Raw genomic sequence first — 25423 nt, 5'->3', positions numbered from 1 at the left:
ATTCATTGACTAAGGCAAAAAGCAAGTTGAGAATTGTATATTTGGCGCTTATAGTTGCGGGTGCTTCCTGGACAGGCATGATTGCACCCACCCATGCTGCTCCAAGTGACGATTATACTTGGAAAAGTGTCGTTACAGGCGGTGGAGGTGGTTTTGTACCTGGTATTATTTTTAATGAAACGGAAAAAGATCTGATCTATGCCCGTACAGATATTGGAGGAGCGTACCGCTGGAATCCTGCGAGTGAAAGCTGGATTCCGCTGACGGATTCTGTGGGCTGGGAAGATTGGAACAAAAATGGTGTCGATGCACTAGCCACCGATCCTGTGGATCCGAATCGTGTATATATAGCTACAGGTACGTATACTAATTCCTGGGATAAACATAACGGGCAAATTATGCGCTCCACCGACAAAGGGAATACGTGGCAAACTACGAAGCTTCCCTTTAAGGTAGGAGGCAATATGCCCGGACGCTCAATGGGTGAACGTCTGACAATTGATCCGAATAAGAACAACATATTATTCTTCGGAGCTCGAAGTGGTAATGGACTATGGAAAAGCTCCGACTACGGGGCAACCTGGAGTAAGGTGAGTAGCTTCCCGAATCCGGGGACGTATGTACAGGACCCCTCAAATGAATATACCAGTGATATTGTCGGTTTAGCCTGGATCACCTTTGATAAAAAAACAGGTTCTTCTACCAAAGCAACACAAACAATCTATGTAGGTGTCGCAGACAAAAAGCAAAGTGTCTATCGCAGTACAGATGGCGGAACAACCTGGTCTGCTATAGCGGGCCAGCCTACAGGCTATTTGCCACATCATGGCATTTTATCGCCAGATGGGAACCTGTATATTTCTTACAGCGATGGAGCTGGACCGTATGATGGAACAAAGGGTGAGTTGTGGAAACTGAATACAGCCAGTGGACAGTGGACTAACATTAGCCCCGTTGCCAGCAGCAGCGCAGACAATCATTTTGGATATGGTGGACTGACAGTGGACGCCCAGAAGCCAGGTACAATTATGGTTGCAACGTTGAATGCCTGGTGGCCGGATGAAACGATTTACCGCAGTACTGATAGAGGGGCAACCTGGAGCCCTATTTGGGAATTTGATGGTTATCCGGCTCGTAAGCTGAAGTACAATCTAGATATATCCGGTGCGCCTTGGCTGACTTTCAATGCAAATCCTGCACCGCCGGAAGTATCGCCCAAGCTGGGCTGGATGATTGGAGATCTGGAAATAGATCCATTTAGTTCAGATCATATGCTGTACGGCACAGGAGCTACGATTTATGGCTCTAAAAATCTGACCAATTGGGACAAGGGAGGTAAGTTGGACATTTCGGTAGCCGCTAAAGGGGTAGAGGAAACGGCGATTCTGGATTTGGTGAGCCCTCCAACTGGAGCTCCTCTGGTGAGTGCAGTGGGTGATGTCTCCGGATTCAGACATGATGACCTGTTCAAGGCTCCTGCTAAAATGCTGGATAATCCAACCTTTACAAGCAGCGAAAGCATTGATTATGCTGAGTTAAGCCCTTCTTTTATGGCTCGGGTAGGTAAAGCGGACTATAAAAAAGATCCAAACGCCAAATCTATCGGATTTTCCAATGATGGCGGAGCGAACTGGTACAAAGCTAATAGCGAGCCTTCCGGTACAGCAGGAGGAGGCAGCATCGCGGTAGCGGCAAATGGTAATGGATTGCTGTGGAGTACATCGGACAAAGGTGTATTTTATTCCAAAACCGGAGGAAACTCATGGACAGCAAGCACGGGAATTCCAGCCAATGCAAAGATCGCCTCTGACCGAGTAAATCCTAACAAATATTACGCGTTTGCTGCTGGAAAAATATATGTAAGTGTTGATGGAGGCACATCCTTCACAGTATCCACAGTTACTGGTTTGCCAAGTGTAGGGAATGCAGATATTGGTGCTGTACGAGGAGCGGAAGGAGATGTGTGGTTTGCTGGAGGCTCCGAGGACGGAGGGCCATACGGCTTATGGCATTCCAAGGATTCAGGTGTTACATTCACCAAGCTTGATCATGTGCAGGAGGCGGATTTTGTAGGCTTTGGCAAAGCAGCACCCAATCGCACCAATGTAGCAGTGTTTATCGTTGGTAAAATTGACGGTACACGTGGATTTTATCGCTCGGACGATGCTGGCACAAACTGGGTACGCATAAATGATGATAAGCATCAATATGCTCGTGTGACCACCATTATTGGGGATCCTCGGGTTTACGGACGTGCTTATCTCGGAACGAATGGCCGTGGCATTCTGGTGGCAGATCGTGTGGGTGGTGATCAGCCATCTACCGGACAAGCAAGTATTACACCGACGGCTGCAACCTATGGAGTGGCTAACAGTAATACCGATATTACTGTCAAGCTTACTCTTAACGGTAATACACTAGAAGCGATCAAGCAGGGAAGTGTAGCACTGAACAAAGGTGAAGATTATACGGTTAGTGAAGAAACAGTTATTCTTACCAACAAGTATTTATCTAAACTTCCTAAAGGAGAGACAACGCTCAACTTCCATTTTAGTACAGGCAATGATGCGTTGTTCACGATTACGGTGAAAGGGGATATGCCAAGTGAGCCGGGAACAGGCGAGGGTGCTCTGAAGGTGCAATCCTTCAATGGGAATGTTTCTGCAACAAGTAATACGATCAGTTCCAAGTTTAAAATAACCAATACAGGAAGCTCACCCGTTTCCCTAGCAGACGTGACATTGCGTTATTATTACACCATTAACGGGGAGAAATCACAGAACTTCTTTACAGATTGGTCAAGCATCGGTACAGGGAATGTCATTGCTAACTTCAAAACATTAACCAATGCAAAGCCAGGTGCAGATTCTTATGCAGAAATTGGTTTTAAGTCGGCAGCGGGTTCTTTAGAGCCTGGTCAGAGTGTTGAGCTACAAACCCGGATATCCAAAGCGGATTGGAGCAATTATACACAAACTGATGATTATTCCTTTAACCCCACAGCAAACAGCTTACAAGATTCTACTAAAGTAACCGCATACCTGTCCGGGATCAAGCAATGGGGAATTGAACCCTAAATCTTCATAAAAATAATCTTAAGTCAGCCACTCTAATGAGCGAGCTGGCTTTATTTTTGGAGGAATCAGAGGTTTAAATTCAAACGCATAACTATTTCACTATATGAAAAATTCATAATAGAAAAAAGATTCCTTCTCGCATACCATCATCGTCAAACCAACACACCACTTGAAACGGAAAAAAGATATCATAAAGAACGTATGTTCCTATTTTAGTTAAAAAGAAACGCTCCTGTCCTCAGACCAAAAGCGTCACAAATCAAGTTTTATATTTATCATATCCCTCAAGTAAGATGGCGGGATATTGAAATTAACAGGGTCATCGTAATGACATTCACAATCGTAGAAAGCAATACTGTTTGTGCTGCAAAATCAGGTTCATTTTTATATTCTTCCGCTAAAATACTCGTGTTAACACCGGTAGGCATACCTGATGCAATGAGCAATGCTTGAGCGGGAATCCCCTTAAGACCTAGGAAAAACACGAGCATAAAGCCAACTATTGGACCTGCAATCAGGCGTAATACCATGCTGATGTACACGGCTGTCCGGCGCAAATGAAAAGGGTACTGCACAATTTGTGCTCCCAAAGTAAGCAGAGCCACTGCGACCATCGAATGGCTAATATAGTTTAGCGGCTCAGCTAGCAAATTGGGCAATGGACTGTGCAGTAGATTCAGGAGCAAGCCGAGCACAAGCGCGTAGGGTACAGGCATTTTTAAAAAATTAATCAAAATTCTTCGTGTTTTGGCCTTACCGTTCTGTACAACAAAAGTACCATATGTAAATGTAATAAAGCTTTGAAAAGTCATAATCAGAGCTTGGACAGAAATAGCCAGCGGATCACCTTTAAACACCAACTGATTAATTGGTAGACCATAATTCCCTGAATTATCTAGCATGACACTGTTTGTAAAAGCTCCACGCATTCCGGGGCTGTATTTCAGAGATCTGGCAACGGTAGTGCTGATTACATACAGAATAGCTATGTACAGGGCATAAAAAAGTGAAACCTCACCCATGAGAATTAAAGAAATTTCAGAGTTATAAAGACCGGTAAACACAACTGCAGGGGTGATATAATAAAAATTGATTTTAGCTAAGGTATACAAATCCAGTCGAAAATAATATTGCATGATACAGCCAAAACCGATAAGGACAAAAATAGGTAAAACAACGTCTAAAAGAATGGTGCCGAACATGTCTGTCTCCACTTCTTTCTATTATGCGAATGTAAACGTTAATCCTTAAAATGCACGTGCATTTCCCATTATACTGTGGAAATAGGTTCACGCATAATAAAATTTATTATATTGGATTAGCCATCAGTCCCTGCAAAAGCAACACTAGTAAAAAAGGGCTTCATATTTAGCTTATAGTAGCCGTTAATATATGTAGGTTATTAAACCTGGTCTTTTACTATAAGGAGGAATCGCATCATGAGAAACACATGGACAGCATTATTAGCGTGTATACTGGTCTTGGGACTGGCAGCGGGAACAGCCGAAGCTAAGCAGGGGCACCGAAATGATCAGGAGAACAAACAGGAAGCAAATACGTCTGATAAAGATCGGAATGAAAAGAGCAGCAAAATAGATAAACACAATGAAATCAAAAAGAACACCCCTGTTGCAGTAACGGATGATACATACGGGGAGTCCAAAGACCAAAAAGGTCGCAAGGGACACAACGGGTATAACGGTCTGCTACAAGCAGTAGAAAATACAAAAGATAAGCCGGCAGGAGCGGTTATTGCGAATCTGCTGCTTACAAAATACCCGGAACGTTTGACCCCGGAGCAGGTAACTGAACTTGAATTGATCCGAAATTCTGACAAAGCCTTAACTAAGGCTGCTGAGCTACTGGCTGAAAACGGAAATGTAACAGATGCCGTTTACATGCAGGAGGAGGCAGTATTGGCTGATGTGTCCAATCTTGATAGCTACAAAAAGCTGGATGTATTCTTGAGGAAGGCTGGACGGTCATCAGGTATGAAGCTGTTCGTGAATGGTGAAAAATACGATGCAAAGCCGATTAACCGCAATGGCACCACACTTGTCCCATTTAGAACAGCTTCCGAAGCTCTGAATGCCAAGGTTTCCTGGGATCCGAAAGAAAAGACTGTTACTGTCAGTCGTAATGGTGTGTCCGTCAAATTATTCGTGAATAGCGCCAAAGCATATATTAACGGCCAGCCGTATTCTATCGAGCAGCCAGCATCCGTAGTGGATGGAACGACAATGGTACCTGTAAGGGTAATCGGAGAGGCTTTGGGAGCAAATGTTAAATGGGAGCCTGAGAGCCAGTCCGTTGTTGTATATGAGCAGTCAACAATATCTGAAGCATTATAGTGCTATAAACCAAAAAAATAGTGTATAACAGAAAGGGCGCCTGACTGAATGTCAGGTCCTTTTTTGTGTTGCCTTGCTGCTTTGTACCGAGCTATTCGCATTATGTGCTGGTCATGTGTACAATTAAAGAACACTGAGAAAAGGGAGTGTCATAGATGGATTTAGGATTAACGGGAAAAACAGCCTTTGTTGCAGGTTCCAGTAAAGGACTCGGCAAGGCAAGCGCAAGGGAGCTGGCACGTGAGGGTGCAAATGTCGTCATTTCAGGACGGAACGAGGTAGAGCTTCAGCGGACGCAGGCAGAATTACTGGAAACAGCGAGTGGTCGCGTTGAATATATAGTTTGTGATGTAACCAAACCTGAGCATATTTCTCAGGCCATCCGCCGTACAGTTGATTGGTTTGGCACTGTCGATATTTTGGTTAACAATGCGGGTGGCCCTCCTGCGGGCACCTTTGACGATTTTACAGATGAAGTATGGATGCAGGCCTTTGAGCAAAATTTACTTAGTCATATCCGGTTGATCCGTGAGGCGTTACCTTATATGAAAAAACAACAAAGTGGTAGAATTTTAAATATCGCCTCCTCATCAGTGAAGCAACCTATTCCGGGCCTGATTATTTCTAATACACTACGTACTGGGGTTGCTGGATTGGCGAAAACATTGTCCATGGAATTAGCTCCATATAATATTCTGGTACATACTGTAGCACCAGGGAGAATTGCAACCGATCGCGTACGCAGTTTGGACGAGCATCGAGCCGAAAAATCCCACCAAACGACGGATCAAGTTCGCAAACAAGCAGAAGAGGGCATTCCGTTGGGACGGTACGGAGAGCCTGAAGAGTTTGGTAAAGTCATTGCTTTTCTGGCGTCATCGGCTTCATCCTATTTGACTGGCAGCACCATTCTTGTGGACGGCGGAATGATTAAATCACTATAAAAAATAAAGAAGCGTGCCGCATCAGGTTTAATTGGTGCAGGCACGCTTTTTCATAAGTTATCTAAAGAGAGGTTTAGTTCATTGACTGGTCAGCTCTCGCGGCTTGGAAGTTCGCACCCGTCATCGGTACATACACTAGTATCATCCTGTTTGGATGAGCTGCCGCTGATCATAGTGAAAGGTGAACGTTCATCCCATGCTTTTTGAAGCGCATCGTGAAATACCTCCTCCGGCTGAGCACCAGAAACAGCAAATTTACGATCAAATACAAAGAATGGCACACCTTGAACGCCTAACTTAGCACCTTCAGCTTCATCAGATCTAACTTCATCGGTAAAGCGGTCACCGGCTAATATGGCAGCGGCTTCGTTATGATCCAAACCAACCTCGGCTGCCAACGCTGCCAGCACCTCATGATCTCCAGTATGCTTGCCTTCCATAAAGACAGCCTGAAATAAACGCTCGCTCAATACCAGCATTTTGCCTTGTGTGTGAGCCCAATGCGTTAGGCGGTGAGCATCGAAAGAGTTTGTCGGCACCATGGCATGAATATTGTACTCCAGACCCGCAGAACGTGCGTTTTCGGTCATGCGATCATTCATGGCATGAGCCTCTTGCAGACTAACGCCATATTTTGCTGATAGTTCCTCATTAATCGTTTTACCACTATCTTTCACAGCATTCGGATTCAATTCAAAACTCTTGAATGTCAATTGAACCTCATCGCGATGTGGGAACTGCTGCAAGACTTGCTCCAAACGGCGTTTACCAATATAACAGAACGGACACATATAATCAGACCAAACTTCGATATTCATCAGGAAATGCCTCCATATATATATTTTATTGAGCAACTGAGAGTGAATCAGCATACTTTAGTATAAACGAAAAGGTGAAACTTCATCAGTTACAAAAAGAATTATACGGCTAATGCTTTCAACGTGCAAATAATTAATGCTTGTCAAAAAATGATTGCTATGATATTTTATATGTGTAACCGGTTACACAATTGGAGTTGAAACTACATTATGACAACAATTAAGCAGGTAGCGAGTTTTGCAGGTGTTTCCGTAGCGACCGTATCCAGAGTTATTAATGAAACCGGATATGTCCACGAGGATACACGGCGAAAGGTTGAAGCTGCGGTGAAGCAGCTAAATTACAAGCCTAATGAGGTTGCACGTTCTCTGTACAAAAAGAAATCCAGATTAATCGGCCTGCTGCTGCCGGATATTACAAACCCTTACTTTCCCTTGTTGGCTCGTGGGGTGGAGGATCGAATGCAGGAAAATGATTTTCGTATTATTTTCGGTAATAGTGATGAAGATCGCCAAAAAGAATTAGATTACATGGATACTTTTGTTCAGAATAATGTTGTTGGGGTTATTTCATCTACCAATGACCCTGCTGCCGACTGTTACGCCAAACTGAAAATACCAGTCGTTTTTCTCGATCGGACTTCCAGTGACAGTCTCTCCGTTTATGCGGATGGAGCTCATGGCGGTCGCTTGGCTGCTCAGGCCATGGTTGCCCGTGGCAGCACACAAATTACAGTCATGCAGGGTCCTGCTCATATTCGTCCAGCACAAGATCGTTTTTGCGGGGCGGTGGAAGAGCTTCAGCAATCCGGTGTTGCTTACCATGTCGTCGAGACAACGTCCTTTTCATTTGAGGAGGCAGAGTCGTGGGCCAAAGAGCTATTCAGCAAGTATCCGGATACAGACGGAGTTATTGCCAGTAACGATATTGTAGCTACAGCGGTGATGCATGAGGCACATAGATTAGGAAAAAAAATCCCGGAAGATGTTCAAATTATCGGGTTTGATGATATACCATTAAGCAGCTTGTTATTTCCGCCATTATCAACGATCCGGCAGCCTGCTTATGAAATGGGCTGGGAAGCGGCAGGTCTGCTCATTCAGTTAATTGAGCAGGCGCAAGCAACAAAGTCAAGTGTACCTAACCTTCATTCGAAAGTACTTACCTATTCAAGCATACAATTGCCTGTCAAATTTATAGAACGGGAAACAACGAGAAAGGTGGATCATCATGGCTAAAATTTCGGTTATCGGAAGCAGTTCGATGGACCTCGTAGTTACTTCGTCCAAACGTCCTGGTGCTGGTGAAACAGTATTGGGAGAGAGCTTTACAACCGTACCTGGAGGTAAAGGAGCCAATCAGGCAGTAGCCGCAGCACGACTTGGAGCGGACGTTACGATGATTGGACGTGTAGGAGATGACCATTTTGGACAACAGATTTTACGCAATTTTGAAGAAAATCATGTTTATATTAACTATGTGAAACCGGTTACACATATGGAAAGCGGTACAGCGCACATTGTACTGGCTGAGGGTGATAATAGTATTGTCGTGGTAAAAGCAGCAAATAATGAAGTTACTCCTGCTTACGTGGAAGAAGCGCTTGATGTCGTTCGAAGTTCGGATATTGTGTTAATTCAACAGGAAATACCGGCGGAGACGATTGTCTATGTAAGCGAAATTTGTGCGAAGTATCAGGTACCATTGTTGCTAAATCCAGCCCCGGCTCGTGAAGTTGAAGAAAGCGTAATTGCCAATGCAACCTACATTACCCCAAACGAGCATGAAGCTGCCATCATGTTTAAGGATATGAGTCTTCAAGAAGCACTGCGCAAGTATCCTAACAAGTTGTTTGTAACTGAAGGCAGCAACGGTGTACGATTTTTCGACGGAGAACAGGAAGTTGTGGTTCCTACTTACAAGGTAGAAGCCGTTGATACAACAGGTGCAGGAGATACGTTCAACGCTGCTTTTGCGGTAGCACTAGCTGAAGGGAAATCGCTGGCAGATAGTGTGAAATTTGCTAATCGGGCCGCGTCCTTGTCTGTTACCAAATTTGGAGCGCAAGGTGGAATGCCAACCCGTCGTGAAGTGGAGGAGCAATTATAATGAAGAAACATGGAATTCTTAACAGTCATATATCCAAAATACTAACGGATCTCGGCCACACGGACTTTATTGTCGTGGCTGATGCTGGATTACCAGTTCCTGAAGGCGTTACCAAAATTGATTTGGCGTTGAAACTGGGTGTTCCGTCTTTTCAGGACGTTGTTGATGTCATTGCCGCAGACATGGTGGTTGAAAAAGTAATACTGGCTGAAGAAATCAAACAAGAAAATGAACAAGCATTACAGTATATTATGCGCACCTTTGCTGGAGAGCAATTAGGGCATTCACAGATTATTGAGCCGACTGCCGTCATTGAGTTTTGCTCGCATGAACAATTTAAGACATTAACCCGGCAAGCCAAAGCTGTCATCCGTACAGGAGAGGCTACGCCGTTTGCCAATTGTATTTTACAGGCAGGAGTTCATTTTGGATAAATCAGTGTGGAATGAAAAGGGGGGGACAGTATGCAGATTCAAATGAAAGGAATTCACAAAGCCTTTGGTACCAACCAGGTACTGAGTGGGGTTGACTTTGATCTCCGTGAAGGAGAAGTACATGCCCTCATGGGTGAAAATGGTGCAGGCAAATCAACGCTGATGAATATTTTAATCGGACTGCATCGACGGGATGAGGGAACGATCATCATTGACGGTCAGGAAACCTATTTTGCCAACCCCAAGGAAGCGGAGCAAAAAGGAATTGCTTTTATTCACCAAGAACTGAATGTGTGGCCGGAAATGACGGTACTGGAAAATCTGTTTATCGGCAAGGAAGTGACTTCCAAGTGGGGATTACTAGATAGCTCTAAAATGAAAGCGCTAGCAAATGAGCAATTTAGTAAGCTTTCAGTAAACCTTCCTTTAAACGGTGAAGCAGGCGAGTGTTCAGTGGGGCAGCAACAAATGATTGAAATAGCTAAAGCACTCATGACGGATGCTAAAGTGATCGTAATGGATGAACCGACAGCAGCCTTAACCGAACGGGAAATACAAAAGCTGTTTGAGGTTATTACTTCCTTGAAAAAAGATGGTGTTTCAATTGTATATATTTCCCATCGGATGGAGGAGATATTCGCGATCTGTGATCGGATTACCATTATGCGTGACGGAAAAACTGTAGACACTCAAGCGATCCCCGATACGAATTTTGACGAGGTTGTACGGAAAATGGTTGGCAGAGAGCTGACTGAACGCTACCCGGTAAGAACGCCTGCTTTGGGAGAAGTGGTGCTAGAGGTCAAAAACGCATCACATAAAGGTCTATTTGAAAATGTGAATTTTACAGTGCGCTCTGGGGAAATCGTAGGTTTTTCGGGCTTGATGGGCTCGGGACGGACCGAGATCATGCGGTCGTTATTTGGACTGGATACTTTGGATCGTGGTGAGATACACGTACGTGGGAAAAAGGTGTCTATTCGCAAACCGGATGATGCAGTGAAACTAGGAATTGGCTTCATTACAGAAGACCGAAAAGATGAGGGCTTAGTGCTGGATTTTTCCATTCGGGAAAACATGGTGCTGACGAATCTGTTCAGTTTTACATCAAAAGGATTTATATCAGGCAAAAAAGAGATGGGTTTTGTTAATACATTAATTAAGCGCTTACAAATAAAAACCCAATCAGCCGAAGCAACGGTTGGCAGTTTGTCAGGTGGCAATCAGCAAAAGGTGGTTATTGCCAAATGGGTAGGTATCGGCCCCAATGTGCTTATTCTTGACGAACCGACGAGAGGCGTGGATGTAGGAGCCAAACGGGAAATCTACCAGTTGATGAACGAACTGACCGAACGTGGAGTCGCAATTATCATGGTATCCTCAGAGCTTCCCGAGGTACTTGGCATGAGTGATCGTATTGTCGTGGTGCACGAGGGAAAGATCAGCGGAGAACTGAGCAGGGAAGAAGCCACACAAGAAAATATTATGACGCTAGCTACAGGAGGACAGTAATATGACAACTATGAATGAAGCAAAAGGTAGCAAAGGCATTCAAATATCACAAATCACACAGAAGCTTGGCCCATTGTTGGGGCTCATTATTTTGGTGATCATTGTATCGGCCTTAAATCCCAGCTTTTTGGAACCGCTTAATATTTTGAATTTATTGCGCCAGGTATCTATTAATGCGTTGATTGCGTTCGGTATGACCTTCGTTATTCTTACAGGCGGAATCGATTTGTCCGTTGGCTCCATATTAGCACTATCCAGTGCGTTTGTCGCAAATATGATGTTGGCCGGCTTCGATCCGATTTTGGCTATAATCATTGGGTGTGCATTGGGTGGCGTGATGGGAATGGTCAACGGCTTGATGATTACGAAAGGTAAAATGGCTCCGTTTATCGCCACACTCGCAACCATGACTATTTTTAGAGGATTAACATTAGTGTATACCAACGGTAACCCTATTACAGGGCTCGGAGATAGTCTGGTATTTCAATTATTCGGTCGTGGTTATCAGTTTGGTATTCCGGTCCCGGCGATTACGATGCTCATTACCTTTGCTGCTCTGTGGATCATTCTGCATAAAACACCTTTCGGACGCAAAACGTATGCCATCGGCGGCAACGAGAAAGCTTCGATTGTTTCAGGTATTAAAGTACCGCGTGTGAAAATCTGGATTTACTCTTTGGCTGGAATGCTTTCTGCGTTGGCGGGTGCTATCTTGACCTCACGTTTGAACTCAGCGCAGCCAACAGCGGGTACTTCTTATGAATTGGATGCTATTGCGGCTGTCGTACTAGGTGGAACAAGTCTTTCGGGAGGACGCGGACGAATCGTAGGTACATTAATTGGTGTGCTTATCATCGGTACCCTAAATAACGGCTTGAATTTGCTGGGGGTTAACTCTTTTTACCAAATGGTCGTAAAAGGGATCGTCATTGCTATTGCTGTATTGATTGACCGTAAAAAATCCGCATAATACACCTAATCTGCATAGAAGGAGACACACAAATATGAAAAAGCTTACATTAATCATGACATCCTTGCTGCTCCTGCTCATGACAGGGTGTTCCCTGGAACCGCCTGAATGGGCGAAGCCTAAAGCGGCCGCAGATCTGAAGGACATAAAAATCGGCTTGTCGATCTCAACATTGAATAATCCATTCTTCGTTTCTCTCAAAGACGGAGTTGTTGCAGAGGCCAAAAAACAAGGGTTGCAGGTTATTGTGGTCGATGCACAAAATGATTCTGCGAAGCAAAGTAATGACGTGGATGATCTGATCCAACAGGGAGTAAATGCGTTACTCATTAATCCGACAGATTCGTCGGCTATCTCCACTGTGGTGCAGTCAGCGAATGCTTTGAACATTCCTGTAATTACGCTGGACCGTTCCGCTGACAAAGGTGATGTGAAAGCGCTTGTCGCTTCAGACAACGTCGAGGGAGGACGAATGGCTGCCAGATACGTGATTGATCAAGTCGGAAAAGGGGCCAAGGTCATTGAGTTGGAAGGCGTTCCAGGCGCATCGGCTACCCGCGAACGTGGGAAAGGCTTCCATGAAGTAGCAGATAAGGACCTGAAGGTTATCGCCAAGCAGTCGGCTGACTTTGATCGGACCAAAGGTTTGAACGTAATGGAAAATCTGCTGCAAGGCAACCCGGATGTTCAGGCGGTATTTGCCCACAATGATGAAATGGCGTTGGGTGCCATTGAAGCCATTCAAAGCTCTGGTAAGAATATTCCAGTCATCGGTTTTGATGGTAACGAGGATGCGCTTAAATCAATTAAGGAAGGGAAACTCACAGCCACCGTGGCTCAGCAACCTGAGTTGATTGGACAATTGGCAGTACAAGCAGCCAAGGATGTTCTTCAAGGTAAAACCGTGAAAACATCCATTCCCGCCAAACTGGAGTTAGTGGATCAATCCAAATAAGAATGGATATGTGAACCAACCTATATTAAACTTTCGAACTGATGCGTATTCTTGCATCAGTTCTTTTTTTTGGATATTCTCCCAAGATGATATATACACAAAAATGGAAGTTTTTAATTTTTGTATTGTAAGAAGGGATGGTAAAAGATAGAATAACAATTGTATGATAATGAGAATCACTATCATTTTGTAATAGCATATATCTAAGGAGGACGTTTATTGTGCAACAAAAGTACAGATTAAATAGGGGAATCATGCTTGGACTTGTCGTTTTTTTGATGGTTGTATTGGCTGCATGCGGAAACGCAGCTAGTAACAACCAGACCAATGAAAAGACTGGAACAGATACTCTTAACAGGCAATCCAAAGCGGTTGTCATGCGCGAATATACTGATGCTGCTGGCAATAAGATCAGTATCCCTTCAAATCCGCAGCGGGTCGTCACGACACAATATTTGGATGCTATGCTGGCCTTGGGAGTTAAGCCTGTAGGTGCTGCTTCCCATTTGTTGGAGGGCGACTATTTAAAAGATAAGATTGACGGAGTTGCGGATATTGGGAACCCGACAAATGTAGAAAAGGTGCTGGAGTTACAACCGGACCTGATCATCACAACAGAATATACCACGCCAGAAGTGAAGGAGCAGCTGGAGAAAATTGCTCCAACCGTGGTCGTTTCGTTTGGAGAGGGCGATGTATTTGAGCAACTGCGGAATGTCGCAGCCGTGCTGGGTAAGGACAAGGAAGCCGAGCAGTGGATCGCTAGTTTCAACAAAAAGGCTGAAGAAAGTCGAAAGAAGCTGGCTGGAAAATTCAAAAAAGATGAAACGGTTACGATTTACATGGCCTACGATAAGAATGTGTTAAGGGTTTACGGAGCGCGGAATGTAGGGCATGTTATTTACCGTTCACTGGAATTGAATCCCCCTGAGTACATACGCCAGAAGCTGGCGAAGGACCCGAGATTTAATTATGTTTATGATGTTATTTCAATGGAAAAGCTGCCTGAATTGTCAGGAGACCGAATTATTATGCTGGTTTACGATGAAGCGAGCAAGGACGGAATGCTTAAGCAAATTGAGCAAAGTGCACTGTGGAGAAATCTCCCGGCTGTCAAGAACCACAAAGTGTATTTCATCAAAGCCGATCCTTGGTTTACCTACTCACCACTGGCTATCGATCAATCACTGGATGAGGCCGTTAACATGTTTTCCGTCGAACCTAAATAATCAGCTCATTTAAATGGAAGGGAGAAGTCATATGCTGAGACGATTTTTTGAATATTACCGTCCATACCGGACTTTGTTTATCATTGATTTTACTTGCGCCATACTAGCTGCACTGCTGGAGTTAGCTTTTCCGCTTGCAGTCAATCGTGTGGTTGATGATTTGCTACCTAGCGGAAACTGGAAATGGATTTTATTTGCCTGTCTAGCTTTGCTTGGGATTTATGTCGTAAGTGCTGGATTGAATTATGTCGTTACCTATTGGGGACACAAGCTCGGAATTAATATTGAGTCAGATATGCGTAAAAAGCTGTTTGATCGCGTACAAAAGCAATCCTTTCGCTTTTTTGACAATAACAAAACAGGCCATCTGGTCTCCCGTATGACCAACGATCTGATGGATATCGGAGAGATTGCCCACCACGGACCAGAGGATTTGTTCATTGCACTGATGACTTTGGGCGGGGCTTTCGGTATCATGCTCAGCATTAACTGGAAGCTGGCTGTGCTGACATTCATTATTGTTCCACTGATGATCTACCTGTCCTTGTATTTTAGTCGCAAAATGAATGCTGCATTCCATCGTATGTTTTCTGATATTGCGGATTACAACGCCCGGATTGAAAATAACATTAGCGGTATCCGTGTTGTTCAAGCATTTTCCAACGAAGCACATGAAATGGATCGTTTTGCTGAGAATAATGGACGGTTTCGTAAAACAAAGCTGATCGCATATCGTATTATGGCATGGAATTCTTCAATTAGCTTTATTCTGATGAAGCTGGTCTCATTGTTTGTGCTTGTATGTGGAACATGGTTTGTTATTAAGGGGCAGATGTCCTATGGGGAATTTATCGCATTTGTAATGCTGTCCAATGTATTCCTTGCACCCATCAAACAAATTAACTCTGTCATTGAAACGTATCCCAAAGGAATTGCCGGCTTCCGGCGTTACTTGGATTTGCTGGAAAGTGAATCTGACGTAGAGGATCTTCCAGGTGCGAAGACCGTTAAGCATCTCAACGGAGATATTCAATTTGAAGGTGTAACGTTTGGCTATGAAAACAAAGACAAGGTACTTCGCAAAGTGGACCTTGCTATTCATGCGGGAGAAACTGTTGCCCTTGTGGGTCCTTCAGGAGCAGGCAAAACGACACTTTGCAGCTTGCTGCCACGCTTCTATGATGTCGAGGAAGGCAGCATTAAGATTGATGGCATGGATATCCGTGAAATGAAGCTGGATTCGCTGCGGTCCATGATTGGAATCGTACAGCAGGATGTATTCCTTTTTGATGGAACGATTCGTGAAAATATCGCTTACGGCAAACTTGATGCTTCAGAAGACGAAATCTGGGATGCTGCCCGTCGAGCCCAGATTGAAGAACTTGTTCGATCCTATCCAGAGGGGCTAGATACGATGATCGGTGAGCGAGGCGTAAAGCTGTCCGGTGGTCAAAAGCAACGTTTATCCATTGCCCGGATGTTTCTGAAAAATCCGCCAATTCTCATTTTGGATGAAGCGACATCAGCATTGGATACAGAGACAGAAGCTGCAATTCAGCAAGCCCTGACAGAGCTATCTCAAGGTCGCACGACACTCGTGATCGCCCATCGTCTGGCAACGATCAAAAATGCTGACCGTATTATTGTAGTTGCAGATCAAGGGATTGCCGAGCAAGGAAAACATGAAGAATTAATGGCTGTAAAAGGTGCATATAGCCGCCTGCACCAAGCTCAGTATGGAACGTAAGAGTCAATTGCGACTTCGTAAATAGAGAGAGGAATGAATGAGTTTGACAAAGAAAATGTGGATTGTGACGATGCTTTTGTCAGTCATTGTCATTCTTAGCGCCTGTAGTGGAAAGGTAAATCAGCCAGACGAAAAGCAAAATCAAGCTTCTGGTGAATCAAAGTCAGCTGCAACGAAAACAGTCAAGACGATTCATGGGGATATTCAGATTCCGGTTCAACCTCAGCGGATTGTAGTAGATATGTACCAGAATGATTTATTAGCACTAGGAATTAAACCTGTGGGAAGTGTTAAGTATTATCTGGATAATCCGTTTTCGAAGGATCTTGTACAAGGCATTGCAAGCATTGGAGACCGCGGTAGTGTATCCATTGAAAAAGTATTGGCTTTACAGCCGGATATGATTCTGATTGGTTCCAAAGATGCTCAAGAATATGAAAAATATAGTAAAATTGCTCCGACCATAGTCATTCCTTATGGAACATACAAGAATGTGCATGAGGAACTGACAGCTTTTGGTGAGCTGCTGGGAAAAGAGCAGGAAGCTAAAACGTGGCTTGCCCAATACGATCAGCGATTGCAAGCTGCACGTGACAAATTAAAGGGAATTGTTCAACCCGGGGATACTTTCACGGTAATGGAAGCCACAGAAAAAGAATACTATGTATACGGTGATAATTTTGGCAGAGGAGGACAGGCGGTTTATCGAGGATTGAATTTGACACCTCCACCACTTGTCCAAAAAGAACTATTAGGCGAGACTCAATGGAAGTCAATTTCCAAGGAAGTTATTAATCAATATGCTGGCTCTTACATTTTTCTGACGGTTAACAAGGATTTGAGCGGTTATGAAGGAGACAGCATATGGAAATCACTGAGTGCGGTCCGGAATGGGAAGGTTTTTGAGCTTCAGGAGGATCGATACTGGTACTTTGATCCTATCGCTATTGTGGGGCAAGCTGAAGAATTGGCAGATATGATCGTCCAGCGGAATAAAGAGAACGTCTCACAGTAGTAGTTGTTTCGGTATTATTGACAGCCCTTTGGTATTTTTGCCGGAGGGCTTTGTTTTTTCACAAAATAGCAGGGCATTAGAGAATCGTCGAAATTTTGCTATTGAAGCCGTTGCCACATTAATTTACAATAGTAAAGATTGCATGATAATAATTCTCATTATCAGACATTATCTCCACTACAGGTTTTCGTGATACCTACATACTATTCAACAGTAAGGGTGAACCATAGTTATGAAATTATCAGAATCTTCGGATAGTCCCGCTCAAAGTAATCACAATCAGCCGCCGACTCAATTCCACTCGCGGCCATGGGCGGCTTCGCTTATCCTGACAGCCGGATTAGCACTGTTAGCGTTCGGTATCGCTCTTTCTTTATCATTTGGTGCAGCCTCAATCAGATTGGAGGAGGTCTGGAACGCCGTCTTTCATTTTAATCCTGAGCTGCAAAACCATCAAATTATATGGGAAATCCGTCTACCTCGAATTCTGGGTGGTGTGTTAATCGGAGTTTGTTTTGCCGTAGCAGGGGCCATTATGCAGGGGATGACCCGCAATCCGCTTGCAGACTCTGGCTTGCTTGGGCTGAATTCGGGCGCCAGCTTGACGATGGCGATATGCTTTGCTCTTTTTCCGGGTACTTCCTTTTTGCAGTTAATGTTGTATTCCTTTGTGGGTGCAGCCTTGGCGGTTGTGCTGGTCTATGGTACAAGCGCTATGTCCAAATCAGGTATTACGCCAGTTCGTCTTGTATTGGTAGGTGCAGCTGTCACGGCGTTGCTGTCTGCCTTAGGAGATACGATCAGTTTATACTTTAATGTTGGACAGGACTTGGCCTTTTGGTACGCTGGAGGACTTAGTGGAACCAAGTGGGTTCAGCTAGGCATTGTTGTTCCATGGGTTGCGGCAGCTTTTATCGGTGCTCTCATGTTATCACGCTCTATTACTTTACTTAGTCTAGGCGATGAAATTGCGTTGAGTCTTGGTCAGCGAACTGGGATGGTAAAGATCGCCGGGATGATTCTCGTATTGATCCTGGCAGGTGCCGCGGTATCGCTGGTTGGTTCTATAGGCTTCGTGGGTTTGATTATTCCCCATATTACGCGCAAACTGGTTGGGGTTGATTATCGCTGGATTATTCCTTGTTCGGCTATAATGGGAGCTTTACTTATCGTGTTTGCCGATCTGGCGGCCCGTATGATTAACGCACCTGAGGAAACACCAGTGGGCGTACTTATTGCTTTAATTGGTGTTCCGTTCTTCCTTTATCTGGCACGTAAAGAAAGGAGGGCACTGTAAGATGAGTAACGTTACGAATGGGGCTATTGCCAAAGCGAGTCACCGTAAAAAAATCCATGATTGGGTCGTTGTTATCATATTGCTTGTATTGCTCATTACTGCATTCACCATAAGCGCGAATACAGGAACGATTCGGCTTTCGCCAATGGAGCTTTTTAGAACCTTGTTCGGACAAGGGACTCCACAGCAGGAATTAATTCTCTTTGAATTCCGGCTGCCGCGAATGGTTATTTCCATTCTGATTGGCGCAGGTTTGGCTGTTTCCGGTTGCATTATGCAGGGGGTATCGCGTAACAGCCTAGCGGACCCTGGTATTCTGGGGATTAATGCAGGCGCCGGGCTGATGGTTATGCTGTTTGTACTGCTTTTCCCATCGATGCAAACGATGAATTCATTATTTTTACTTCCCGCTCTTGCACTCATTGGATCGGGAGCGGCTGCTATTCTGATCTATGCTCTTTCTTACAAAAAAGGCGAAGGTATTTCTCCGACAAGGCTATTGCTGAGCGGAATTGGGGTAGCGGCGGGTATCAGTGCTGCCATGATCATTATGACTCTTAAGTTAACACCTGAAAGCTACACGTTTGTAGCTAATTGGTTAGCAGGAAGCATATGGGGTTCAAATTGGAAATTCGTAATGGCTCTGCTGCCTTGGCTAATTGTATTGCTTCCTTTCGCATACTATAAAGCAAATGTTATGAATGTGCTTAATTTGGGGGATCAGACGGCATCCGGGTTAGGTACACCTATCGAAAAGGAACGTATTCTTCTCCTCGCGGCTGCGGTCGGACTGGCTAGTTCAAGTGTGTCGGTTAGTGGCGGAATCGGTTTTGTCGGTTTGGTAGCTCCACATTTGGCAAGAAAGCTGGTGGGTCCGAAGCATAAAATGCTGCTTGTAACGTGTGCTTTAGTCGGAGCCCTTCTGGTACTCGTAGCGGATACGATCACACGAGCCTTACCTTTACAGAAAGAAATTCCGACAGGATTAATTGTTGCCATCATAGGTGCGCCATACTTCTTATATCTGCTGAGTCGCTCAAAAGGATAAAAAATGAAAAATAACCTTCAACACCACTAAGGAAGTGGAACTGAAGGTTATTTTTTATTTCTTGTAGTAACCTTTCATCTCAACGGGAAGTATTCAAGGCATGAGAGGTTTGATGCAACTCTCTGATCATTTTATTCAACGTGTAATTTTCCTGCCGTGTCACACCGTGTTGATTTTCCTGAACCAGCAGCTGATGAATGTTTCGTTTTAATATCTCACTTCGACGTTCCAGCATTTCGGTACTCATAAATAAATGAACACTCCCTTTGTCATGAAAAATCTACATTTTAGAAATAAGCATAGACTGAATATAAGGTTGCCTTTCGACTTCTTTAAGTATATCGTGCTGGATGATCAAGGGAAAACGGAACGAGACAGCAAAATACTTATCCTCATCATCCATACCGTGTCGACAGTTACTCACCCCATGAGTTCTTAGATATGCTTCCTTATGCTGGCGATAACAGGAGATTAGGGACAATTAGCTTCATTTATATGAAATCACCTATCAGTTGCTGAACGTTATGGGGAAGGAGCCGCGGTTCCCCATATGAGTATAAAGGCAAGGGAATGCGTTTGAAGAAAGGAATGGTTCTAACCATTAAGGCCTGAGCTGACATTGGGCAGTTGGCGTTCTTATGTGGAAGATGATGGTTGGACAGCTTGTACAATGAGGAGGAGTTGTTTTTACCATCATTATTTGTATTGTGGATATACCGGCTGAATAGCTGCTTGCTCAGGATCATGACCGAAGAACAACAGATTTGGATTGACCTCCTGTACAATCTGCTGAATGCGGGCGATTGACTGGCGTGCCTGTTCACGGTCAAAGCCGTCAAACGGCACGTCGTTTGCGTAATTCTCCTGTGTGTAGGCAACATCAATCGTCAGCATGATCGGACCCGATTCCTTTGTTGTGACCAGAGCGGACTGATGACCCGGGGAATGGCCCGGAGTATAGAGCAGTTGCAAGCCCGGAATTAGTTCATGATCCCCTTGTAGCAGGCGGTAATTCAAGTCCGTCTGTACACATTCCGGTGGCGCATACTCCAGATTACCGATCGCGGCGTCCGCTTCGGTCTGCTGTATATAAATGGGGATATTCGGAAAATGCGGATTGCCTCCGGCATGATCCATATGCATATGGGAGATAACGATGGCATGGATATCATCTGGTTGATAGCCAATCCGATCCAGTACTGTCACGATACTATCATTGGCTGTCATATGGGGGATGAAGCGTCCTTCAAACGGTGTACTTTTAAAATAATCCGGATTGTTGATAAACGAATCTGGCATACCGGTATCAATGAGAATCGGACCGTGATCTGTCTCCAGCAGATACGACCAGATTGGCAGACGCACCAGTTCACCGGGCTGTGCATGATGGTTGAGTGAGGAACGATCAATATCAAGCTGACCGACCGGTAACCAGTACAATTTGTTAATCATACATTCATCCTCCAATCTCAGTTTACATAATAAATATTATGTAGTAACAAGCAGCATTACAGCTGATAGAAAGTGATGTTTGTATTTTTGTTTGTAAGATGGGGCGATGGAGCCCCATGTTTTCGCTGTAATGCCGCTCTTTCAAAAATTAATTTTTAATAGTTTAAATGATAAGACATGTAGACGTCCAGCAGAAATTTGTCATCAGGCAGACCAGTTCGGGCAACTGTATAATCGGATGAACAAAAAAAGGGTAATCACATAGACTGGACAAGAGAGACACGCTTTATTTATACTTAAAAAGAGCTCAAAAAAACTGCGTATAATATAAATTATACGCAGTTTAGGTTTAAAACGACTTTTAGATGCTCTCCTGCATAAGATGTCGATTGGATTGTCGAGAAAAATCAGACGAAAATGATCGTTTTACAGCATTTTTTTGATTTTGAACTGAATGGAGGCAAGCGGGATGAAAAAAGAGCTGCGGGATATAGATCGGGATACTATAGACGAAATTGATGAAGTGTATACTGAAGAGCTGGAAGCGTTTTTGATTTGGATGAAGGATGCGGGATATACGATACATACGCAAAAGAATTACACAGGGGATGTAAAACAGTTTTTACGTACATTGCGCGATAAACCACTCGACCAGGTGAAAAAGATTCATGTGATGTCATATTTGTCTAAAGCGCGGGAGGGAGGCGCCGGAGATAGTACGCGGAACCGGAAGCATGCTGCGGTGAATAGTTTTTTTAGAGCGCTACAGGAATTTGAATTATGCAGCACGAATCCGGCAGCGGGAATTAAAAAAGCAAAGACTGAAAAGAATCGTATGCCCGTTTATCTGGATGAGAAGGACATTCAGCCATTTTTGCTTGCGGTGGAAGGGAAATATGCAAATCGTAATATGGCTATTTTTTTGCTCATGGTCTACATGGGATTGCGGGTGGGGGAGGTTCATTCTTTAAATCTCTCGGATTACAGCCGAGAAAGACGCACTTTGGATGTGTTCGGTAAAGGACGTAAGTGGCGCACTTTGCCAGTACCAGAGGCCGTATGTAAATTTGTGGATCATGCATTGGAGGAAAGATTGGCACCGTGGAGAGGTAAAGAGGATGCGATGTTTGTATCCCAAAAAGGTCGCCGTCTGGCAGTGCGTTCTATTCAACAGATTGCTACAGAAACGTTTGAACGATTCCAGCAAGAAAAGGGTATAGAACGTCGAGAGGCTTATTCCAGTCATAAGCTGCGACATACATTTGCGACGATGCTATTACGTAAGGGAGCAGACCTACGTACCGTACAGGAGCTACTAGGGCACTCATCCATCCAAACGACCACGGTATATACTCATGTTACAGATCGAGAAAAAGAAAAAGCGATGGATAAGCTGGATATTCAGATCCCAATAACGGGATTGTAAGCTTGTTCCACGAGTGTATTGTATAATGAAACAAATATGGTTTACATAAATATTATTACGTAAACCTATTAAAAGAATTAAACCTTGAATTGTAAATTGTAACCATGATTTTACGTTCTTATTTAATAGCCAGGTTCCTATGGTCTTGACAAAGGTAATATTTTGCTACAAAATTAGTGAGATCACTTTATAAATATGGTTTATGAAGTGGTCTCACTAATTTTGTAAACAAAGGAGCACTGTATGGAAAAAGCCAATACAAATTTAATTAAAGAAATAAACTTGAATCTGGTTCGCAAAGTATTGAAGCAGGTTAGCAAGGCCACAAAGCCCCAACTGGCCGCATTGACTGATTTAAGCGTGGTGACTATCAACACTCTTATGCAGGAATTGCTTAATAATGGAGAAATTTTTGAAGATGAAATCGTTCCTTCAAATGGAGGTAGACATGCGTTAACCTATCGTTTTAATTATGAGTATAGTCTGGCACTGATTATACACATTAATGAAAAACATGGAATTGATGTAGTATCGACCACGGTAGTTAATTTAAACGAGGACGTTCTCATGAAAGAAGAACATCCCTTTCAAATTTTTGATGCTGCCCAATTTTATTCCACAATTCAAGACATCATTTCTCTTTACCCTTCTATTAAGGTTATTGGTATTGGAATCCCGGGACAATCTGTAGATGGAGAGATTACAGTCAGCAGTCATGAAAGGTTGAATGGAATTCGGCTGGCAGAGGATGTGCAGAGCCAATTTGGTTTGCCAGTTATTGTGGAGAATGATGTAAATGCGGCTGTGTGTGGATACGTTTACAGAGAACAGATCGATGAAGATCAATGTGTGTTGGCTATCTATTTTCCTGAAAATTCTCCACCGGGAATGGGCATTTATTTGCGTAATGGGGTTTTAAAGGGAAAGCATGGATTGGCTGGTGAAATCAAATTCCTCCCGTCTATAGTTTGGGATGAAAGCAAGGGGAAAGAAATTTTTTTCAATAGTATATGTGAAATTATTCATATATTACAATCTGTATTTGATCCTGATCAAATTGTGGTCTATAGAGAGAATATAGAAGAAGGGTCTTTCTCTCATTTTTTGGAAACCTATAAAACCAAGCATAAGTTGCCTTTGTATCCTGACATTGTTATCTCGGATTTATTTTATGAAGATTTTAAAACAGGGTTGAGAGGGTTAACTCTAAAAGAATTAGAACGTCCTATTATTGTCTTTAAATAATGACATCTATCGTTTAAGCAGTGGAGGAGAGGAATGTTGGCAACCTGGTTTCTGATTATTATTTATCTAGCGTTTATTAGCTTGGGAATCCCGGATTCCCTGTTTGGGGCAGCATGGCCTGTGATGTGGCCGGAACTTGGGGCAGCTTTTGGGTCAGCTGGAATAGTATCCATGGTCGTTGCAGGCGGAACCATTGTATCAAGTCTAGCTAGCGGAATTATCATTGAAAAAATAGGTACAGGTAAGATTACTCTCATGAGCTGCTTTTTGACTGCAGGAGCGTTACTCGGGTTTTCTTTTGCGCCTTCATTATTTTGGCTTGTACTATTAGCAATTCCTCTTGGTCTTGGCGGGGGAGCTGTTGATGCAGCACTCAATCAGTATGTGGCTACTCATTATAAGGCACACCATATGAGTTGGCTACATTGCTTTTGGGGTGTTGGAGCTACGATGGGGCCGATAATTATGTCTTTCTACATTTCGAACTACAACTCATGGAGAAGTGGTTACACAGCCGTATCCATGATTCAGTGGGGCCTTGTTATTATTTTGCTCATTACACTCCCATTATGGAAACGTGTTACCGTGATACAAAATCCCATTATTTCTGAATCTCCATCAGACTACTCACAGATGGATGACAATATCGTACAAGCTGAGAACATACCCAAACAAAATCCAATTCGAATAAAAGGAGTTAAGAACACGCTTATTGCTTTTTTGTTTTATTGTGGTGTGGAAGCCACGGTGGGCTTGTGGGGAGCCAGCTATTTGGTAGGCGCAAGGAACATCACAGCCGACACTGCTGCTGGTTGGATATCTTTATACTACGGTGGAATCACGGTAGGCAGGCTCATTACGGGGTTTGTAACTATAAAAATAAATAATCGTATGTTGATCCGGATTGGCCAACTTACTGCTGTTGCAGGAGGGCTCATTTTATTGCTTCCTTTGCCTGTCGCTTTTTTATTACCCGGTTTTATTCTTATTGGTTTAGGGCTAGCGCCGATTTATCCTGGACTTCTTCATGAAACGCCAACACGGTTTGGTAAGGAAAATTCCGCCAAACTCATGGGATATCAGATGGCAGTTGCTTATACAGGAACAACTTTGCTCCCGCCCATTTTTGGCGTAATAGCTTCTCAGGTAAGTATTCATTTTTTTCCGGTTGCAGTCCTTGTTTTCCTTCTTATTATGCTGCTTAGTTCAGAACAAGTGAATCGTATACTGAATAAGAGAATTTTGAAGGGATAAGACAATTTATAACTTGACCTGAAACGCGTTTCATCAGCTAAAGTAAATATATACCCTAAAAGAGAAAGGAGAGCACTCTATGATCTCACTTATTTTTTTATGTTTAGTTATATGGGGTGGTGCTTATTGGTGCTTAGCATTATCAAGACAGCCTATGGAAGTAAAACCTTACCGCTTTATTGATGATTTTTTCGAGTAGTTGTGTAGCCACTTAATAAAGATACTTTTTTTACTATCTTTATTAATACGTTTTATTAAATGTTTTATGAAGTGGACTTGTCTTGTCTTGAGCTACTTAAATGGTTTAGATGTTGTATAAAAGTTGGAGTTACGACATAAGGGAGTGCGACAATGTGGGGGATTGAAGGTGTCTTATGCCTTACCGTTTTGTTTATTATGTATTTCATAATCAGTAGTTTGGCTCATTCTTCTTTTGTTCAAAAGCTTGCAGCACGGATGTTTGAGGATTTTTATAGAGATTTTGATGTTGACCCTTGGGAAGAAAATAAAAAACCATAAAAATGACCTGACAGCTAGAG

22 protein-coding genes are annotated in these 25423 nt (G+C 43.5%); 18 read left to right on the top strand and 4 right to left on the bottom strand.

From position 1 onward, the window contains the following. The first annotated feature begins 5 nt into the window (after window positions 1-5). Entirely contained in the window at window positions 6-3077 is a 3072-nt protein-coding gene (locus ACN6NF_RS12945; RefSeq protein WP_474318076.1) for a X2-like carbohydrate binding domain-containing protein, read from the top strand. Between the two features lie 284 nt (window positions 3078-3361). Here ACN6NF_RS12945 and ACN6NF_RS12940 read toward each other — a convergent pair whose 3' ends face one another. Next, the gene (locus tag ACN6NF_RS12940) at window positions 3362-4279 is read right to left on the bottom strand and encodes an AEC family transporter (protein WP_474318075.1); all 918 of its coding nucleotides are present in this window, start codon (window positions 4277-4279) and stop codon (window positions 3362-3364) included. 237 nt (window positions 4280-4516) lie between these two features. Between ACN6NF_RS12940 and ACN6NF_RS12935 the strand changes: the two genes are divergently transcribed. After that, window positions 4517-5428 carry a copper amine oxidase N-terminal domain-containing protein gene (locus ACN6NF_RS12935; protein ID WP_474318074.1) on the top strand — a complete coding sequence of 304 codons (912 nt, stop codon included), beginning with the start codon at window positions 4517-4519 and terminating at the stop codon, window positions 5426-5428. 155 nt (window positions 5429-5583) lie between these two features. Next, entirely contained in the window at window positions 5584-6372 is a 789-nt protein-coding gene (locus ACN6NF_RS12930) for an SDR family oxidoreductase (RefSeq protein WP_474318073.1), read from the top strand. An 89-nt stretch (window positions 6373-6461) separates the two neighbouring features. Here ACN6NF_RS12930 and ACN6NF_RS12925 read toward each other — a convergent pair whose 3' ends face one another. Next, window positions 6462-7190 (bottom strand): DsbA family oxidoreductase, encoded by a 729-nt coding sequence (locus ACN6NF_RS12925; RefSeq protein ID WP_474318072.1) that lies wholly within the window; start codon window positions 7188-7190, stop codon window positions 6462-6464. A gap of 210 nt (window positions 7191-7400) precedes the next feature. Here ACN6NF_RS12925 and ACN6NF_RS12920 point away from each other — a divergent pair, with 210 nt between their 5' ends. The 11 genes from ACN6NF_RS12920 (at window position 7401) to ACN6NF_RS12870 (ending at window position 19507) form a co-directional block, all read left to right on the top strand. Continuing rightward, a complete protein-coding gene (locus ACN6NF_RS12920) occupies window positions 7401-8429 on the top strand; it encodes a LacI family DNA-binding transcriptional regulator (RefSeq protein WP_474318071.1) in 1029 nt (342 codons plus the stop codon). Continuing rightward, window positions 8422-9300, top strand: coding sequence for a ribokinase (gene rbsK, locus ACN6NF_RS12915; protein WP_474318070.1), 879 nt, complete (start codon window positions 8422-8424; stop codon window positions 9298-9300). Before ACN6NF_RS12920 ends, rbsK begins: the two co-directional genes overlap by 8 nt. Continuing rightward, complete coding sequence (gene rbsD / locus ACN6NF_RS12910; RefSeq protein WP_474318069.1) at window positions 9300-9734, top strand: D-ribose pyranase; 435 nt, start codon at window positions 9300-9302, stop codon at window positions 9732-9734. Before rbsK ends, rbsD begins: the two co-directional genes overlap by 1 nt. Before the next feature lie 30 nt (window positions 9735-9764). Then, a complete protein-coding gene (locus ACN6NF_RS12905; RefSeq protein WP_474318068.1) occupies window positions 9765-11246 on the top strand; it encodes a sugar ABC transporter ATP-binding protein in 1482 nt (493 codons plus the stop codon). A gap of 1 nt (window position 11247) precedes the next feature. After that, a complete protein-coding gene (gene rbsC / locus ACN6NF_RS12900; RefSeq protein WP_263560369.1) occupies window positions 11248-12216 on the top strand; it encodes a ribose ABC transporter permease RbsC in 969 nt (322 codons plus the stop codon). 34 nt (window positions 12217-12250) lie between these two features. Then, window positions 12251-13171: a ribose ABC transporter substrate-binding protein RbsB gene (gene rbsB / locus ACN6NF_RS12895; protein WP_017427750.1), complete on the top strand. Its 921-nt coding sequence runs from the start codon at window positions 12251-12253 to the stop codon at window positions 13169-13171. A 221-nt stretch (window positions 13172-13392) separates the two neighbouring features. Beyond that, entirely contained in the window at window positions 13393-14400 is a 1008-nt protein-coding gene (locus tag ACN6NF_RS12890; protein ID WP_474318067.1) for an ABC transporter substrate-binding protein, read from the top strand. 31 nt (window positions 14401-14431) lie between these two features. Further along, the gene (locus tag ACN6NF_RS12885) at window positions 14432-16147 is read left to right on the top strand and encodes an ABC transporter ATP-binding protein (RefSeq protein WP_474318066.1); all 1716 of its coding nucleotides are present in this window, start codon (window positions 14432-14434) and stop codon (window positions 16145-16147) included. A 37-nt stretch (window positions 16148-16184) separates the two neighbouring features. Beyond that, window positions 16185-17162, top strand: a complete 978-nt coding sequence (locus tag ACN6NF_RS12880) for an ABC transporter substrate-binding protein (protein ID WP_474318065.1) — start codon at window positions 16185-16187, stop codon at window positions 17160-17162. A gap of 232 nt (window positions 17163-17394) precedes the next feature. Then, the gene (locus ACN6NF_RS12875; RefSeq protein WP_474318064.1) at window positions 17395-18459 is read left to right on the top strand and encodes a FecCD family ABC transporter permease; all 1065 of its coding nucleotides are present in this window, start codon (window positions 17395-17397) and stop codon (window positions 18457-18459) included. A gap of 1 nt (window position 18460) precedes the next feature. Then, window positions 18461-19507 (top strand): FecCD family ABC transporter permease, encoded by a 1047-nt coding sequence (locus tag ACN6NF_RS12870; RefSeq protein WP_016820754.1) that lies wholly within the window; start codon window positions 18461-18463, stop codon window positions 19505-19507. A gap of 79 nt (window positions 19508-19586) precedes the next feature. Here ACN6NF_RS12870 and ACN6NF_RS12865 read toward each other — a convergent pair whose 3' ends face one another. After that, window positions 19587-19754 carry a hypothetical protein gene (locus ACN6NF_RS12865; RefSeq protein WP_474318063.1) on the bottom strand — a complete coding sequence of 56 codons (168 nt, stop codon included), beginning with the start codon at window positions 19752-19754 and terminating at the stop codon, window positions 19587-19589. Window positions 19755-20203: 449 nt separating this feature from the next. Further along, window positions 20204-20959: a quorum-quenching N-acyl homoserine lactonase AiiA gene (gene aiiA, locus ACN6NF_RS12860; RefSeq protein ID WP_474318062.1), complete on the bottom strand. Its 756-nt coding sequence runs from the start codon at window positions 20957-20959 to the stop codon at window positions 20204-20206. Window positions 20960-21428: 469 nt separating this feature from the next. On the opposite strand from aiiA, the gene ACN6NF_RS12855 reads away from it, so the two are divergent. From ACN6NF_RS12855 to ACN6NF_RS12840, 4 genes are all read left to right on the top strand, one after another. Continuing rightward, window positions 21429-22385 (top strand): tyrosine-type recombinase/integrase, encoded by a 957-nt coding sequence (locus ACN6NF_RS12855; protein ID WP_474318061.1) that lies wholly within the window; start codon window positions 21429-21431, stop codon window positions 22383-22385. 243 nt (window positions 22386-22628) lie between these two features. Then, window positions 22629-23630, top strand: coding sequence for an ROK family protein (locus ACN6NF_RS12850; RefSeq protein ID WP_474318060.1), 1002 nt, complete (start codon window positions 22629-22631; stop codon window positions 23628-23630). A gap of 33 nt (window positions 23631-23663) precedes the next feature. Continuing rightward, window positions 23664-24884 carry an MFS transporter gene (locus ACN6NF_RS12845; protein WP_474318059.1) on the top strand — a complete coding sequence of 407 codons (1221 nt, stop codon included), beginning with the start codon at window positions 23664-23666 and terminating at the stop codon, window positions 24882-24884. Window positions 24885-25235: 351 nt separating this feature from the next. Continuing rightward, the gene (locus ACN6NF_RS12840) at window positions 25236-25403 is read left to right on the top strand and encodes a hypothetical protein (protein ID WP_474318058.1); all 168 of its coding nucleotides are present in this window, start codon (window positions 25236-25238) and stop codon (window positions 25401-25403) included. The last annotated feature ends 20 nt before the right edge of the window (window positions 25404-25423 follow it).

It is taken from the genome of Paenibacillus sp. TSM33 (genome assembly GCF_056099025.1).
The sequence above is the reverse complement of the archived record's forward strand: the minus strand, read 5'-3'. Positions and strand labels throughout refer to the sequence as shown.